The 15,758-nt window shown below is 70.0% G+C and carries 15 protein-coding genes and 1 pseudogene; 6 read left to right on the top strand and 10 right to left on the bottom strand.

Annotated features, from left to right (window positions below; translation table 11 throughout):
- The first annotated feature begins 22 nt into the window (after positions 1-22).
- Positions 23-1,258, top strand: a complete 1,236-nt coding sequence (locus ACIRR8_RS00325; RefSeq protein WP_404057335.1) for an MFS transporter — start codon at positions 23-25, stop codon at positions 1,256-1,258.
- Between the two features lie 200 nt (positions 1,259-1,458).
- Here the strand turns inward: ACIRR8_RS00325 and ACIRR8_RS00320 are convergent, their stop codons facing one another.
- The 6 genes from ACIRR8_RS00320 to ACIRR8_RS00295 all read right to left on the bottom strand — a co-directional run bounded on the left by ACIRR8_RS00320 (position 1,459) and on the right by ACIRR8_RS00295 (position 7,519).
- Positions 1,459-3,213: an NAD+ synthase gene (locus ACIRR8_RS00320; protein ID WP_404057333.1), complete on the bottom strand. Its 1,755-nt coding sequence runs from the start codon at positions 3,211-3,213 to the stop codon at positions 1,459-1,461.
- Between the two features lie 124 nt (positions 3,214-3,337).
- Positions 3,338-4,915, bottom strand: coding sequence for a multicopper oxidase family protein (locus tag ACIRR8_RS00315; RefSeq protein WP_404057331.1), 1,578 nt, complete (start codon positions 4,913-4,915; stop codon positions 3,338-3,340).
- A gap of 61 nt (positions 4,916-4,976) precedes the next feature.
- Positions 4,977-5,396 carry a hypothetical protein gene (locus ACIRR8_RS00310; RefSeq protein WP_404057329.1) on the bottom strand — a complete coding sequence of 140 codons (420 nt, stop codon included), beginning with the start codon at positions 5,394-5,396 and terminating at the stop codon, positions 4,977-4,979.
- A gap of 89 nt (positions 5,397-5,485) precedes the next feature.
- Complete coding sequence (locus ACIRR8_RS00305; RefSeq protein ID WP_018511825.1) at positions 5,486-5,911, bottom strand: CBS domain-containing protein; 426 nt, start codon at positions 5,909-5,911, stop codon at positions 5,486-5,488.
- 217 nt (positions 5,912-6,128) lie between these two features.
- Positions 6,129-6,815, bottom strand: a complete 687-nt coding sequence (locus ACIRR8_RS00300) for a DUF305 domain-containing protein (RefSeq protein WP_404057327.1) — start codon at positions 6,813-6,815, stop codon at positions 6,129-6,131.
- Positions 6,815-7,519 (bottom strand): DUF3105 domain-containing protein, encoded by a 705-nt coding sequence (locus ACIRR8_RS00295; protein ID WP_404057325.1) that lies wholly within the window; start codon positions 7,517-7,519, stop codon positions 6,815-6,817. Before ACIRR8_RS00295 ends, ACIRR8_RS00300 begins: the two co-directional genes overlap by 1 nt.
- 242 nt (positions 7,520-7,761) lie before the next feature.
- Here ACIRR8_RS00295 and glnA point away from each other — a divergent pair, with 242 nt between their 5' ends.
- From glnA to ACIRR8_RS00280, 3 genes are all read left to right on the top strand, one after another.
- Complete coding sequence (gene glnA, locus ACIRR8_RS00290) at positions 7,762-9,123, top strand: type I glutamate--ammonia ligase (protein WP_003969536.1); 1,362 nt, start codon at positions 7,762-7,764, stop codon at positions 9,121-9,123.
- A gap of 876 nt (positions 9,124-9,999) precedes the next feature.
- On the top strand, positions 10,000-10,347 hold the full coding sequence (locus ACIRR8_RS00285; RefSeq protein WP_404057323.1) for a transcriptional regulator: 348 nt from the start codon (positions 10,000-10,002) through the stop codon (positions 10,345-10,347).
- Positions 10,344-11,015, top strand: a complete 672-nt coding sequence (locus ACIRR8_RS00280; protein ID WP_404057321.1) for a nucleotidyl transferase AbiEii/AbiGii toxin family protein — start codon at positions 10,344-10,346, stop codon at positions 11,013-11,015. The genes ACIRR8_RS00285 and ACIRR8_RS00280 overlap by 4 nt, the downstream gene beginning before the upstream one ends.
- Positions 11,016-11,321: 306 nt before the next feature.
- On the opposite strand, the gene ACIRR8_RS00275 is transcribed toward ACIRR8_RS00280, so the two are convergent.
- On the bottom strand, positions 11,322-11,618 hold the full coding sequence (locus ACIRR8_RS00275; protein WP_404057319.1) for a hypothetical protein: 297 nt from the start codon (positions 11,616-11,618) through the stop codon (positions 11,322-11,324).
- Positions 11,619-11,711: 93 nt separating this feature from the next.
- On the bottom strand, positions 11,712-12,050 hold the full coding sequence (locus tag ACIRR8_RS00270; RefSeq protein WP_404058659.1) for a hypothetical protein: 339 nt from the start codon (positions 12,048-12,050) through the stop codon (positions 11,712-11,714).
- A gap of 158 nt (positions 12,051-12,208) precedes the next feature.
- Here ACIRR8_RS00270 and ACIRR8_RS00265 point away from each other — a divergent pair, with 158 nt between their 5' ends.
- A complete protein-coding gene (locus ACIRR8_RS00265; protein ID WP_404057317.1) occupies positions 12,209-12,973 on the top strand; it encodes a GntR family transcriptional regulator in 765 nt (254 codons plus the stop codon).
- 76 nt (positions 12,974-13,049) lie between these two features.
- On the opposite strand, the pseudogene ACIRR8_RS00260 reads toward ACIRR8_RS00265, so the two are convergent.
- Together ACIRR8_RS00260 and ACIRR8_RS00255 are read right to left on the bottom strand one after the other, a co-directional pair.
- A pseudogene (locus ACIRR8_RS00260) lies at positions 13,050-13,298 on the bottom strand (GNAT family N-acetyltransferase); the annotation flags it as partial.
- A 126-nt stretch (positions 13,299-13,424) separates the two neighbouring features.
- Positions 13,425-14,024 carry a TetR family transcriptional regulator gene (locus tag ACIRR8_RS00255; protein WP_404057315.1) on the bottom strand — a complete coding sequence of 200 codons (600 nt, stop codon included), beginning with the start codon at positions 14,022-14,024 and terminating at the stop codon, positions 13,425-13,427.
- A 170-nt stretch (positions 14,025-14,194) separates the two neighbouring features.
- Here ACIRR8_RS00255 and ACIRR8_RS00250 point away from each other — a divergent pair, with 170 nt between their 5' ends.
- Entirely contained in the window at positions 14,195-15,694 is a 1,500-nt protein-coding gene (locus ACIRR8_RS00250; RefSeq protein ID WP_404058657.1) for an MFS transporter, read from the top strand.
- Positions 15,695-15,758 lie beyond the last annotated feature (64 nt).

Here is a 15,758-nt window from a genome sequence, read left to right as displayed (position 1 = left end):
CGCGAGATTGTGAAGATTCCCCATGCCTCTGGCCCTGCTCGCCCTGGCCGTGAGCGCCTTCGGCATCGGCACGACCGAGTTCGTCATGATGGGCCTGCTGCCCAACGTGGCGGACGACCTGGACACCTCCGTGCCGACCGCCGGCTACCTCGTATCGGCGTACGCGATCGGCGTCGTCCTCGGCGCACCACTGCTCACCGGCCTCGGCTCCCGCGTCCCGCGCAAGAAGATGCTGCTGCTCCTGATGGCGCTGTTCACCGTGGGCAACCTCGCCTCGGCGCTCGCGCCCGACTTCGGCTGGCTGCTCGCGGGCCGGTTCCTCGCCGGGCTCCCGCACGGCGCGTTCTTCGGCGTCGGCGCGGTCGTCGCCGCCCGGCTGGTCGCCGAGGGCCGGCAGGCGCGGGCGGTGGCGACGATGTTCCTCGGCCTGACGGTCGCCAACATCGTCGGCGTACCCGCCGCCACCCTGCTCGGCCAGCACCTCGGCTGGCGCGCCACCTTCCTGGTGGTCGCGGCGATCGGCCTGGCGGCGATGGCGGCCCTGGCCCGCCTGGTGCCGCGCATCCCGGTCGAGGCCCACCAGGACGTACGCCGCGAACTCCGCGCCCTCGGCAACCGCCAGGTGCTCCTCGGCCTGCTCACGGCGGTCTTCGGCTTCGCCGGGGTCTTCGCGGTGTACTCCTACCTCTCGGCCATGACCACGGAGGCGATGGGCTTCGGCGAGTCCTCGGTCACCGTCGTCCTGGCCCTCTTCGGCATCGGCATGACCCTGGGCGCCCTGGCCGCGGGCCCGCTCACGGACCGAGCGCTGCGCCCCACGCTGTACGGCTCGCTCGGCGCGCTGGCGGTGGTGCTGGTGGCGTTCCCGTTCACGGTCCACGTGCGGTGGGCGGCGCTGGTGATGGTGGTGCTGCTGGGCGCGGTCGGCTTCATGACGACGACCCCGCTGCAGATGCTGGTCATGAACAAGGCGAAGGACGCCCCGACCCTGGCCTCCGCCTCCAACCACTCGGCCTTCAACCTGGCCAACGCGGGCGGCGCCTGGCTCGGCGGCGTGGCGATAGCGGCGGGCTGGGGCTGGACGTCCCCGGCGTTCGTGGGCGCGGTGCTGGCGGTGGCGGGCCTGGCGATAGCGGCGACGGCGGGCTTCCTGGACCGGGGCGATGGGGGAGGCTCCCGGGTGGTGGCGGCCAACCAAGCCCGCCCGGCACCCCTTCCAGGCCGGTCCGGCACCCCTTCCAGCCCGTCCGGCGTTTGAGGACGGAACCGTCACGCCGGACGGACCAGGCACCGGCGATCGTGCCCGCACATCCAGCCCGTCCGGCGCTTGAGGACGGAACCGAAACGCCGGACGGGCCCGAGGCCACATCGCCCCCGGGCCCGCCCGGCAAACCCAGCCCGTCCGGCGCTTGAGGACGAAGGCGGCCGCCGGACGCCGCCGGCAACCACCCCACCCCGCTAAGCCGACTCGCGCCACCGATTGGTGATCGGCAACCGCCGGTCCTTCCCGAACCCCTTGGGCGAGATCTTCGTCCCCGGCGGATACTGCCGCCGCTTGTACTCCGCCGTATCCACCATCCGCAACGTCTTCGCCACCAGCTCCGCGTCGAACCCGGCCGCCACGATGGCATCCATCCCCTGATCCCGGTCCACGTACAGCTCCAGGATCCCGTCCAGCACGTCGTAGTCCGGCAGCGAGTCCGTGTCGACCTGCCCCGGCCGCAGCTCCGCGCTCGGCGGCTTGGTGATCGAGGCCTCGGGGATCGGCGGCGTCTGCCCCCGCTCCTCCGCCGCCCGGTTCCGCCACTTCGCCAGCCGGAACACCGACGACTTGTAGACGTCCTTGATCGGCCCGTACGCCCCGACCGCGTCCCCGTACAGCGTGGAGTAACCGACCGCCAGCTCCGACTTGTTGCCGGGCGCCAGCACGATCTGCCCCTCCTGGTTGGAGATGCCCATCAGCGTCGTCCCGCGCAGCCGCGCCTGGAGGTTCTCCTCCGCGAGACCGGTGAGCCCCAGTGCCTCCATGTACGCGTCGAACATCGGCGCGATCGACACCGTACGGAAGTTGAGCCCGGTCCGCCGCGCCAGCTCGGCCGCGTCGCCCTTGGAGTGGTCCGAGGAGTACTTGGACGGCATGGACACGCCGTACACGTTCTCCGCCCCCAGCGCATCGCACGCGATGGCCGCGCACAGCGCCGAGTCGATCCCGCCGGAGAGCCCCAGCAGCACACTGCTGAAACCGTTCTTCGCGGCGTACGCACGGAGCCCGACGACCAGCGCGGAGTAGACCTCCTCGTCGTCCTCCAGCCGCTCCGCGTACCCGCCCGCCAGCTCCGGCTCGTACGCGTCCACGGGCCGGTCCGACAGCACCACATGGTCGATCCGCAGCCCGTCGTCCACCACACCGGACGGCGCCACGGCCTCGGCCGCAGGCAGCTCCAGGTCCAGGATCACGCTGCCCTCGGAGAACTGCGGCGCACGGGCGATGACCTCGCCCTCCTTGTCGACGACGATCGAGTCCCCGTCGAAGACCAGCTCGTCCTGCCCGCCGATCATCGCCAGATAGGCGGTCGTGCAGCCGGCCTCCTGAGCCCGCTTGCGGACCAGGTCGAGCCGGGTGTCGTCCTTGTCCCGCTCGTACGGCGAGGCGTTGATCGACAGCAGTAGCCCGGCGCCGGCGGACCGGGCGGCCGGCACGCGCCCGCCGTCCTGCCAGAGGTCCTCACAGATCGCGAGGGCCACATCGACGCCGTGGACCCGCACGACGGGCATCGAGTCGCCCGGCACGAAGTACCGGAACTCGTCGAAGACGCCGTAGTTCGGCAGGTGGTGCTTGGCGAAGTTGAGCGCGATCCCGCCGCGGTGCAGCACGGCCGCCGCGTTACGGGGAGACCCGGCGGGCTGCCCGTACCGCGCGGCGGCGTGCTCGGAGCGGTCCAGGTAGCCGACGACGACCGGCAGCTCGCCGAAGCCCTCCGCGTCGAGCCGGACGGCCAGCGCGCGCAGCGCCTGCCGTGAGGCCTCGACGAAGGACGACCGCAGGGCCAGGTCCTCGACGGGATATCCGGTCAGCACCATCTCGGGGAACGCCACGAGGTGGGCGCCCTGCTCGGCGGCGTGCCGGGTCCAGTGGACGATCGCCTCTGAGTTGCCGGCGAGGTCGCCGACGGTCGAGTCGATCTGATTCAGTGCGAGGCGTAGTTGAGGCACGTCCGCCAGTGTAATCGTCTTTCTGACGCGATGTCCCGGTGGGCCGGGGAAAATCTGCCCGGACCCACCGGAACCGCAGGTCGGAGCGGTTCACCGCACCGACCCGCTGGGGGAGCCGCGAGCGTCAGCCCCGGTACCCGAGGACCGTCATCATCCCCGCCTCCGCGTGGTAGACGTTGTGGCAGTGAACCATCCACAGCCCCGGATTGTCGGCGTCGAACTCCACCGTCAGCGACCGGTGCGGCAGCACGATCGCGGTGTCCTTACGGGCCCCGGCGGCGTTCCCGCCGAGCGCGAAGGTGTGCCCGTGCAGATGCAGCGGGTGCCACATGGCGGTCCCGTTGTCGAAGACGATCCGCACCCGCTCGCCCGCCTCCACCGGCCGCCGCCGCACCGCGCTGTACGGCTGCCCGTCGAAGGCCCAGTCGTAATCGGCCATCCCACCGGTGAGCCGCATCCGGATCGTCCGGTCCGGAGCACGGCGGGCCAGCGCCACCGACGGATCCGGCACCAGCCGCCCCGCCTCGACGAGCTTCCCGTCCAGCTCCTCGGGCCGCACAGAGGCGCCGGGAGCGGCACCGCCCCCGGTCCGCAGCACGGCGAGCGCGGCCGCCTTCTTCCCCTCGGCCACCGCGACGAGCGGGAAGACCCCGTCCCCGGCGGTGACGAGCACGTCGTACCGCTCGCCCATCCCGAGCAGCAGCGCGTCCCCTTCGGCGTGCCGTACCGGGAACCCGTCGGTGTGCGTCACGGTCAGCCGGTGCCCGCCGAGCGCGACCCGGAAGGCGGTGTCGCCACCGGCGTTGATGATCCGCAGCCGGATCCGGTCACCGGCCCGCGCGCGGAAGGTCTCCGGATCGTCCCCGACCCGCCCGTTGACCAGGTAGTACGGATAAGCGACATCACCCGCGTCCCCACCGAGCAGCTCGCTGCGGGCGCCCATCATCATCCGCGAGGGCCCACCGCCGTCCGGACCGTTCTCCCCGGCCCCCGACATGGTGTGCGCGCCATGATCCATCCCGCCGCTCATCCCCCCGGAGAGTTCCTCCAGCACGGCATCGGGCGTCGACCCGTCCACCCCGTCGACCCAGTCATCGAGGACGACGACCCACTCCTTGTCGTACGAGAGCGGCTCCTTCGGGTCCTCCACGATGAGCGGCGCGTACAGTCCCCGGTCCTGCTGGACGCCGGAGTGCGGGTGGAACCAGTACGTCCCCGGATGCGGCACGGCGAACCGGTACCGGAAGTCGCCCCCCGGCGCGATGGCCCGCTGGGTGAGCCCCGGTACCCCGTCCATGTCGTTGCGCAGGGCGAGCCCGTGCCAGTGCATCGAGGTCGGCTGGGGAAGGTGGTTGGCCAGGGTCAGATCGAGAGTCTCCCCGGCGGTCACCCGCACCTCACGGCCGGGCAGCCGGTCCCCGTACGCCCACGAGGCGACGGTGGTGGAGCCGCCGAGATCGAGCCGGGTACGGGTGGCGGTGAGGGAGACCTCGCGTACGGGACCGGAGCCGCGCGCCGCCTCGGCCGCCGCGACCTCCTTGCCGCCGGGGGAGACGTACGTACCGGAGTCCTGGACACCGCCGGGAGCGTGGGTCCCGCCGTGGCCGCTGCCGCCGTCGGAGCAGCCGGCGAGGGCTCCCGTACCGGCGACGGCGAGAGCGGCGCCGAGCACGGCGCGTCGGGTGGGTCGGTGCATGGGCATGCTGAAGACACCTCTGGAGTGCTGTGGTTCGGGTGGAGGGGCGGAGGTGGGACGCCCACTCCTAAATACGCAGCACCGAGACGCTGGCCAGCACCGATATCCGAGGAGGCGGATTCGCCCGCGGCGCCCGCAGGAGCCCCGCACCCAACGGCGTACCGGAACTCCGTCCGTCCACGCGCAGCCCGAGCAACCAGGCACCGGCGAGGGCGAGACCCCAGACACCGAGGACGGCGAGGCAGACGGAGAGCGGATCCATGCCGCTCATGGGGGTGTCGTCGGGGGAGTGGTGCGAGGGACGAGCGGCGTCGGAGGCGGCATCAGCGGCGGTCACAGGAGCCGCGGCTGCCGAAGGCGAGGAGGCATGCTCAGCCGGATGCCCGACCGTATGCATGGTGACGATGCCGAAGAGCAGCGCGGCGAGCAGCAGAAGCTGCCCGTACACCGCGCTCCCGCTCCGGACCCCGCCGACCGTGCTCGCCATGGCGCCACCCTACCCCCGGTGGGTATACGGATGAACGACGGCCCGGCACCTGCGAGGATGCCGGGCCGCTGCCGGAAGGGCGGGAGCGTTCAGCTGCGCGAGTACACCTTCTCGGCCCAGGCCGCGATCTGCTCCTCGGTGAGGTGCTGGGCGAGGTCGGCCTCACTGATCATCCCGACGAGCTTCTTGTTCTCGACGACGGGGAGCCGGCGGATGCGGTGGTTCTGCATCTCCTCCAGGACCGCGTTCACGTCCGCCTCCGCGTCGATCCAGCGCGGCGTGCCCTGAGCGAGGTCGCCTGCGGTCACCTTCGAGGGGTCGTGGCCCTTGGCCACACAGCCGACGACGATGTCGCGGTCGGTGATGATGCCGACCATCCGGTCCGAGTCACCGTTGGCGGAGACGGGCAGCGCGCCCACGTTGTGCTCCCGCATCAGCTGCGCGGCACGGTCGAGCGTCTCGTGCGCGGGGATCCAGCGGGCCCCGCTGTGCATGATGTCTTTGGCGGTCGTCATGGGGGATTTCCTCCTGCGTGCCGATGGCACTGCCGTACGGCCCCGAGCGCAACCCATCGTCATCGGCCCGCCGGGCAGGCGCGACCGCAACCACCCGTTCGGGTGCGGTGGTACGGGGCTCCGCTTACGTACGGGCTCCGTTTTGCGTACGGGCTTCCCTTCACGTACGGCGCCTCCCCTCACCAACGGGGCTTCCCCTCACGTACGGCGCTTCCCCTCACGTACGGGGCTTCGCCCCACGGTCGGCGAGCAGGTCGCGCATGAGCCGCAGTTCAGACTGCTGGCCCTCCACCATGCCGGCGGCGAGCCGCTTCTCCGCCGGAACGGCACACAGGGACACACACGCTTCGGCCATGGGCACGCCGCCCTGGTGGTGATCGGTCATCAACTGGAGGTAGAAGACCTCGGCCTCCTCATCACGGAGCCTCCCGAGGCGTTCGAGCTCCTCCTCCGAGGCCATTCCAGGCATGGCAGCGGCACCGCCCGCCCCATGACCACCGTGACCCCCCTCCTCCTCCATCCACACCATGGGCCCGGCTCCGTCCGGGGCGACCTTGGGCAGCTGCCACAGATCCAGCCAGCCCAGGAGCATGCCGCGCTGGTTGGCCTGGGTGTTGGCGATGTCGTAGGCGAGCCGGCGTACGTCCTCGTCGTCCGTACGGTCGCGCACGATGAAGGACATCTCCACGGCCTGCTGGTGGTGGACGGCCATGTCCCGGGCGAACCCGGCATCGGCGGAATCGACGCCGGGCACACGCGGCTCGTCGTCGCCACTGGTGAAGGCGAAGGCGAGGACCCCGGCAAGAAGCAGAGCAAGAACCGCAACCCCAGCGGCCACCACCCACCGCACAGGACGCGTCCGGCCCCGCTCCTCGCTGTCGGCCTCCCGGACGGCTACGGGCATCACGACTGCCCCGTGGCCGGCCCCTCGGCCAGCCCGCCGGTGCAAGGGGCGCCGGGCTCGGGGGTCTGCGGCCCCTGGACGTACTGCGCGAGGAACTGGCCGACGCGCCGGTCGTCGGCGCTGTCGACCGTGACCTGCTTGCCCCAGGCGGTGAGGGTGATGGCGCCCTCCTGACCGGCGTACGGGCTCATGAGGGTGAAGGGAGTGCTCCGGACGCGCTCGGCCAGCTTGGTGACGTCGGCGTCGGAGGCCTGGGTGTTGTAGGTGACCCAGACCGCTCCGTGCTCCAGGGAGTGCACCGCGTTGACGTCCGGGACGGCCTTTTCGTATACGTCGCCGTCGCAGTTGAGCCAGGACGCGTTGTGGTCGCCGCCGACGGGAGGCGTCATCGGGTAGTCCACGTCCCCGGGGGCATGGTTGCGCCCGAACGAGGCGGAGTCCCAGGACTTGAGCCCCGCGATGGCCCCGCCGGTATCGCCACTGTCTCCGCCGGACGGCTTGTCGTCCTGGGCGGGGGAGTGGCCGGCCCACTTCTCCGCGGCCTCGGACGCGTCCAGCACCAGGTACGTACCGAACACGGTCAGACCGGCCACGACGGCGGCGCTCAGCCCTATGGCGATGGCCCGGTTACGGGTGGAGCGGGCACCACCGGAGGGCTGCTGGGGCGGGGTGGGGTACAGGGGACCGCTGGGGCCGAAACTCATGGCGACGAGTCCTTCTGCGAAGGGGCGGGAGGGGGGACGGCCGGTCCGACGACCGATGGGCGCGGGCGGGCGGGGAAGCCGCCACGGCTCTCGCGCGCCACGGTCGCCGATCGTAGTGGGTGGCCGAGTGCTCTCTCTCACACCGTGTGCGTAATCTGGGGGAAATCCCGGGTCGCGATACTGAAGTGTCCCCCTACCCCGGGCGGTGGTGCACGGACCGTCTGAACTGCAAGGATGTGGCAATGGACAAGCAGCAGGAATTCGTCCTCAGGACCCTTGAGGAGCGCGACATCCGCTTCGTGCGGCTGTGGTTCACCGACGTCCTCGGGTTCCTCAAGTCCGTCGCCGTGGCCCCGGCCGAGCTGGAGCAGGCCTTCGACGAGGGCATCGGCTTCGATGGCTCGGCGATCGAGGGCTTCGCCCGGGTGTACGAATCGGACATGATCGCCAAGCCGGACCCGGGTACCTTCCAGATCCTGCCGTGGCGCGCGGAGGCCCCCGGCACCGCGCGGATGTTCTGCGACATCCTGATGCCGGACGGCTCGCCGTCCTTCGCGGACCCGCGCTATGTCCTCAAGCGCATCCTCGCCAAGACGTCCGACCTCGGCTTCACCTTCTACACCCACCCGGAGATCGAGTTCTTCCTCCTGAAGAACAAGCCGGTCGACGGCACGCGCCCGACTCCGGCGGACAGCTCGGGCTACTTCGACCACACGCCGCAGAACGTGGGCATGGACTTCCGCCGCCAGGCGATCACGATGCTGGAATCGATGGGCATCTCGGTGGAGTTCAGCCACCACGAGGGCGCCCCGGGTCAGCAGGAGATCGACCTCCGCTACGCGGACGCACTGTCGACGGCGGACAACATCATGACGTTCCGTCTGGTGATGAAGCAGGTGGCGCTGGAACAGGGCGTGCAGGCGACGTTCATGCCGAAGCCGTTCTCGGAGTACCCGGGTTCCGGCATGCACACCCACCTCTCCCTCTTCGAGGGCGACCGCAACGCGTTCTACGAGTCGGGTGCGGAGTACCAGCTCTCCAAGGTGGGCCGCTCCTTCATCGCGGGCCTGTTGACGCACGCGGCGGAGATCTCGGCCGTCACGAACCAGTGGGTCAACTCCTACAAGCGCATCTGGGGCGGCTCGTCCCGCGCGGCCGGCGCGGGCGGCGAGGCCCCGTCGTACATCTGCTGGGGCCACAACAACCGCTCCGCCCTGATCCGCGTCCCGATGTACAAGCCCGGCAAGACCGGATCGGCCCGCGTCGAGGTCCGCTCCATCGACTCCGGCGCCAACCCGTACCTCACGTACGCGGTCCTCCTCGCCGCCGGCCTCAAGGGCATCGAGGAAGGCTACGAACTCCCGGCCGGCGCCGACGACGACGTCTGGGCCCTCTCCGACGCGGAACGCCGCGCCATGGGCATCGAACCGCTCCCGCAGAACCTGGGCGAGGCGATCTCCCTGATGGAGAAGAGCGAACTGGTCGCCGAAACGCTGGGCGAGCACGTCTTCGACTTCTTCCTCCGCAACAAGAAGCAGGAGTGGGAGGAGTACCGCAGCGAGGTCACCGCTTTTGAGCTGAAGAACCTGCTGCCGGTGCTGTAGTCGCAGTTCAGCGGCTTGGAAAGCACAAAGCGGGCGGGTCGCCCGGTTCAACCGAAGCGACCCGTCCGTAGTCATGATCAGCTATAGGCCGTTTAGGGGGCGTCGAGTCCGGAGGGATGCCCGAGTTCTCCAACCTGATCTCGGCCTACTGGCCCCGTAGCAAGCAGCCTGACGGTGCGACGGTCGCCTATCTCGGTTTGTACGGACTGCTACAGGTTTCTCGACCTCATCAAGGCACGCCCTTGCGCTCCGCTCCGCCGGGCGCGCGTCCTGGCTCTGGCTGTGCCCGCGCTCCTGCCTCCGGCCCGCTCGGCGCTGTCGCCGACGCGCGCCCGCAGTGGATAGGCCCGGAGGCATGAGACGAGAACCAAGCCCGCAGCTTCACGACGATGCCCATGGCGGGGCGCTCGGACTCCAGGAATGTGAGGGGAGCCGTTCGCGAGTGCCGGCCGGAGCGGAGCGAGCGTCGTGGGGTTCCCATCCCGCCCACCTTCGCCCCAGGCAGAGCCGAGAGGTCGCGGCCCAGGGCGTCGACGTCGTTCGTAGAGTGGCGCGCTCCACCATGGTGATCAATGCATTGCCATAATGTTGAAAGCACTTCGGGTCACTTCCTGCACAACAAGAAGCGGGAGTGGGGGGAAGCACCGTAGCGATGCAGCGGCTTGGCATTGAAGAACTCGCTGCCTGTGTTGTGGAGGCTGTTGGGTAGGCCTAGAGTCTGCGTATGCAGCTTCGGGCCGACGGTGCTTATTCCGTCGGCCCGAAGCCGTGTACGACCTCCTGAATCGTCTTCCCCCTCCGGGACCTGAGGTCGCAACGCGTCGGAGACCGTGCTGAGCGAGGCGCTCGTATCGGCCTCTGCGCGATAATGGCGGCATGTCATCAGCTTCCGACGTCCCCGGTCTCCGTCGCGCCAGGTTCGCCCGACGGGTGCCCGCCACGCTGGCGGAACTTGCCGGCCCGAGTCACGGGACTGTGTCCCTGCCTCTTCACCTGGCGTGGTCGGGACTGACTCAGTTCGATCTCGATCAGCCCCGCTTGCGGATGAGCTACTACCGCATCGTGCTGGCCGAGGGCATGCACGATGACCTGGTGGACCATCTCAATCGCGGTCTGCTCCTCGCCCTGTGGCCGACGCTGCGGACGCTGATCAGCCGCGATATTCGCGACGTGTGGGAGAACACCTTCGATGAGCTGGCGTTGAGCGCCCGGGCCGCTGCGTGAACCTCACCGATCTCCATCGCCGCTTGCTGGCAGACGTACTGGCTGTGGGCGGTGCCTACCCACTTGTGCTCACCGGTGGCTATGCCGTACAGGCGCATGGGTTGGTCGACCGGCTCAGTCAAGACCTCGACGTGGCCACCGAGAATCCCGACCCGATGGAAGACATCGCTTCCACCGTCCGGTACGGGCTGGAGCAGCGCGGCTGGCAGGTGCGGGCGCTGGAGGCCGATCCGCTGTCCGCGCGGCTGATCGTCACCGATCCGGACGACGGTGAGGAGTGCGAGGTGGACATCCTCAAGGAGGCACTGTGGCGTCCACCGGTACATACGGCGCACGGCCTGGTGCTCTCCCTCGAAGACGTTGTCGGCACCAAGGTTCGCGCACTGGCCGATCGTGGCCTCGCGCGTGACCTGATCGATGTGCGGGCAGCCGCCGACCGCTGGAGCCACATCGAGCTGGAGGAGCTTGGACGGCGACATGCCCGGGACTCCTTCGACCTGACCGAACTTGAGGCGCGGCTGGGTGGCACCGACTGGATTGATGACACCGAGTTCGCGGCGTATGGGCTGGGTGACCCGGAGATCGCCGCCCTGCGGTTGTGGGCGCAGGAGTGGGCTCACGACATTGCCGAGAGGCTCCTGGAAGGGGAAGCGCCGGTCGAGGATTGACTTGATGCGACCGGTGAATGCCGAACCTTTGCCCCGGTCTTTCTCTTCTTCCTCCCTCGGACTTTCGGCGCAGCCTTTCTCGGGATCCGTTTGTGCGGAATGCGTACCCCGTCCGGAACGGCAGCGCGTCCGCGCGTCCAGTACCCGATGGCGTACGCAAAAAGCCATTGTCGCCTTCTGCCGCCCGGGCAGGGCATCTGCGCAGGGGGCTGCGGTCGCTGGGCCGAACTCCTCCATCATCGACCGGTAGGTGTGGAGGTGACCTTCGGTCCAGGGTGGCTCGGGGCGGCGGTCGGCGGCGCCGCTCTACACCGGTGGCGTCCCAGGAGGTGACGGTGCCGGGGGAGGGTTGGGCAGCGGTGGGCCCGGATCGGGTGGGGGCTGGGGCGGGTTGCCTCGGTGTTTGGCGTTCGGGGGGACCTTGCGGGGCGGCAGGCCGTAGATGCCGAGGGGCGGGAACAGGTCCACGCGGCGCGGGTAGTTCCCCTCCGCGCACTCGTCGCAGAGCAGGTCGCGGCCGGCCTCCGTGTGGCGGGCCGCCGTGACCGGGGCGGTCCAGCAGGCCTCGCAGGTGCGGACGTCCGTCGCGGACAGGGCGATCATCGGGGCCTCCCGGGGTGGGCCGGAGGTAAGGCGTGAGGTACCTGCGTACGCATGAAGTGCCTCCTTCTCGTGATGAGTTGGCGAACTGTGCCCCTACGCGCGGGTCTCGCGCCACGTGCGGACGAGCGTCGTCGCGGTGGAGCAGGCCGAGCCCGCGCGGCAGGCGTCGCACGTCGTCGTATGGGCGAGCAGGTCGCGGTAGGCCGCGTCGGGCATGTCGGTCGTGGTCACGTTCGCCTCTCTGCTGATCTCGGCCCAGACGAATTCGGCGGTGCGGGTGACGGTGTGTCCGAAGTGGTCGGCCGTGGCCAGGGCGGCGAGGACGGCCGCGTGCTCGGCCTCGGTGAGCTCGGTGGGGAGGTCCGCTTCGACGCGGATGCCGGCCTCGGTGTCGGCCATGCGCGGCTCGGTGCCGATGGCCGCGGTGAGCATGCCGGTCAGTGCCGCTGCCCGCGCTTGTGCTGAGCGCACACTTCTCCCCTGGTGAAGCCGATGTCACTCCGTGTAATGCTGAATACTCAGCTTCAACCTGATGGGTTAGCTTTGTCAATATCGAGCCCTGAACGCCGCACCCTCACGGAGCCGCCGAAATGCCTCGCGATACCCCGTACTTGCAGGTGGCCGACAAGATCCGTGCCCGGGTGCTGTCGGGTGAATGGGCGGTCGGTGACAAGCTGCCGTCCCGCACCCGGTTCGCCGAGGAGTACGGCGTCGGCCAGTCCGTCGCCCAGCGTGCCATGGAGCGCCTGATCATCGAGGGCATCCTCGAAGGCCGCGCCGGTTCCGGCACGTACGTCCGCAAAGCCCGCCAGCGCCTGAGGATGGTCCGCTCACGCCTCCGGCAGGAGCGGAACGGCTCCCCGTTCCGCGCCGACCTGAAGGACCACGGCGGCGAGGGCACCTGGGAGTGCAACAGCCGCGCACGGGTCCCCGCCACGAAGGACATCGCCGCCCGGCTGGCGATCGAGCCCGGCGACCTCTGCGTCATGACCCACTACGAGTTCCTGGCGGGCGGTCAGCCGGCGCAGCTCGCCACGAGCTGGGAGCCGATGGCCATCACCGGCGGTACGGAGGTCCTGCTTCCGGAGATGGGGCCGCGGGGCAAGATCGGCGTGGTCGCCCGTATGCGCTCCATCAACGTGAACATCTCCACCGCACTCGAAATGCCGCGACCGGCCCGCGCCACGCGCGAGCAGGCCAACTTCCTCAACATCTCCGTGGGCGACCTGATCACTCAACTGGAGCGCATCTACTTCGACTCGGAGGGCCGTCCGGTCGAGACCGCCGACATCATCGTCCCGGACATCCGCTGGGAGATCGCGTATGAGATCGACGTCGACGACTCCCGGTTCTGAGCCGGGTCGATCCTCAGGGCGGCTTCCGTGCCACGGTGCGGTGAGCCGCCTTCGGGCCGTCAGGCCGTGATGACGGACGGCCCGTGAAGTCGGGGGCCAGCATCACGACGTACTCCGCCGTGCGGACGGACGGGTCGGGCAGCAGCGTCGCCACCCCGGCCGGTGCCGGACTGCCCGAGGTGAGGTCGTACACCGTGAAGCGGATGTTGTCCCCGCGCAGCTGATGGGCCATGCCCTCCGTGCGGGCCTCCAGGGACTCCGGCCGCTGGCGCCCGTAACCGACCAGGAGTGCGGGGTCCTGCTCCCAGCGCCAGTACGTCTCCACCAGGTCCGCCCGGTAGGGGCCGAGCGCGCAGGTGTCGGTGCCGATCCAGAGGATGGGGTCAGGTGCGGTGCTGATGGTGGGCTCCGAAAGGTCGCAGAGGCGGGCGGGACATCGGCGTGCCACCCCTCACCCGAACCCCCGCCCCATCTCGTCCAGCACCTCGTCGATCACCGCCGCAGGATCCCGGGCCAGGTCCTCCTCGATCCACATGCGCATCGCGATCCGGAGTGAGGCGAGGAAGCCCGCCGCCAGCACGATCGGGCGGACCGGGGCCGAAGCCGGGCCCGGGCGGGAGGCCACCGCTTCGGCCAGGTCGCGTTCCAGGGCCGCGTGGTTGGCCAACTGGCGGGCCAGGAGGGAAGGGTGGCGCATCGCCAGGCGGGTGCGGATCGCCCAGTCGCGTTCGGGAGGTGCGACCCGTTCCGCGAACTGGGCCACCGCCGCTCGCAGCGCCGGCCAGGCCGGTTCGTCGGCGGGGCGGGCGCGGACCGTGCGGACCAGGGCCCGGATCTGCTGCTCCTCGCCGTAGAGAAGGGCGTCCTCCTTGTTGGTGAAGTAGTTCGAGAACGTCCGGCGGGAGATCCCGGCCGCGTCCGCCACCGCCTCCACCGTCACCTGGTCGAAGCCGTGCTCCACGGTCAGGCGCAGGGTCGCCTCGTGCACGGCCTGCCGGGTGGCTTCCTTCTTGCGTTCCCGGAGTCCCGGGGCCGCGGTGCTGCTGTCCATGGAGGCATTATCCCTTGGACCTGAAATTATTGCTCAGTAGGCAAAATTGCGCAGTGTGCATGTATGGTGAAGTCTTCTCCTCCCCCGTACGAACCTTCCGGAGGTTGCGCGTGAGCGCAGCACACACCGCCGCCGCCCCGGCCGGGGCGCCCGCGCCCGCCCCCGTACCCATGGACCACCGGCACATCCTGCGGGCCCTCAGCGGGCTGCTCATCGTGCTGTTCGTCGCCATGATCAGCACCACCGTGGTCTCGGTCGCGCTGCCGCAGATCATCGGGTCGCTCGACGGCACCCAGTCGCAGTACACCTGGGTCGTCACCGCGACCCTTCTGGCCTCCACCGCCTCCACCCCCATCTGGGGCAAGCTCGCCGACCTCTTCAGCAAGAAGCTGCTGCTCCAGATAGCCATCGGGATCTTCGTCGTCTCGTCCGTGGCCTGCGGGTTCGCCCAGTCCACCGAGCAGCTCATCGCCTTCCGTGCCGTCCAGGGGCTCGGCATGGGCGCGCTCCAGGTGCTCGTCCAGGTGATCATCGCCGCGATGATCAGCCCCAAGGAGCGCGGCCGCTACAACGGTTACCTCGGCGGTGTCATGGCCGTCGCCACCGTCGGCGGGCCGCTGCTCGGCGGGTTCATCACCGACGCCTCCTGGCTCGGCTGGCGCTGGTGCTTCTTCATCGCCGTGCCCTTCACGCTGCTCGCCTCCGTGATGCTCGCCCGCACCCTGCATCTCGCCGAGGTCCGCCGGCCCGACACCGAGGTCGACTACCTCGGCGCCTCGCTCATCGCCGCCGGGGTCAGCCTCCTGCTCCTCTGGGTCACCTTCGTCGGCGGCGACTTCGACTGGATCTCCTGGCAGAGCGCCCTCATGGTCGGCGGGAGCCTCCTCATTCTCGGCGCGGCCGTCCTCGTCGAGGTGCGCGTCAAGGAGCCCGTCGTCCCGCTGCACGTCGTCCGGCGCCGCGACCCCGCCCTCGCCATCGTCGCCAGCCTCGCGGTCGGCATGGCGATGTTCGGCGGCGCGGTCTTCCTCGGCCAGTACTTCCAGATCGGCCGCGGCTACTCGCCGACCGAGGCCGGGCTCCTCACCATCCCGCTCATGGCGGGCGTGCTCGTCTCCTCCACCGTCGCCGGACGCCTCGTCTCCAGGACCGGCAAGGTCAAGCCGTACATCGTCACCGGTGTCGTCGTCCTCGCCCTCGGCTTCCTCGGGCTCTCCTTCATCGACCACGAAACACCGCTCGTCGCCGTGTCGTTGGGGATGCTCGGGGTCGGCGTCGGTGTCGGCATGTCGATGCAGAACCTGGTGCTCGTCCTCCAGAACACCGTGCCCCTCAGCGAGATCGGCGCGGCCAGCGGAGCCATCACCTTCTTCCGCTCCCTCGGCGGCACCATGGGCGTCTCCGTCCTCGGCGCGGTCCTCGCCCACCAGGTCGCGAACAAGATCGCCGACGGGCTCACACGGTTGGGCATCGATCCGGCCGCATCCGCCTCCGGCGGGTCCACTCTCAACGTCGCCGCGATGCCGCCGCAGATCCAGGAGGTCGTCCGGGCCGCCTACGGGGACGCCACCGGGCACATCTTCCTCATCTCGGCCGGGATCGCGGTGGTCGGTGTCGTCGCGTCGCTGTTCCTCACGCCGACCAGGCTGCGTGACAGCGTGGATCTGTAGCCGGCCGGACGGCAGCCCGCGCCCATGGGCGCGGGCTGTTGTACTGTTACGACCCCCCGTGCAC

Source organism: Streptomyces sp. NPDC101178 (genome assembly GCF_044767965.1).
GTDB lineage: Bacteria > Actinomycetota > Actinomycetes > Streptomycetales > Streptomycetaceae > Streptomyces.
The sequence above is the reverse complement of the archived record's forward strand: the minus strand, read 5'-3'. Positions and strand labels throughout refer to the sequence as shown.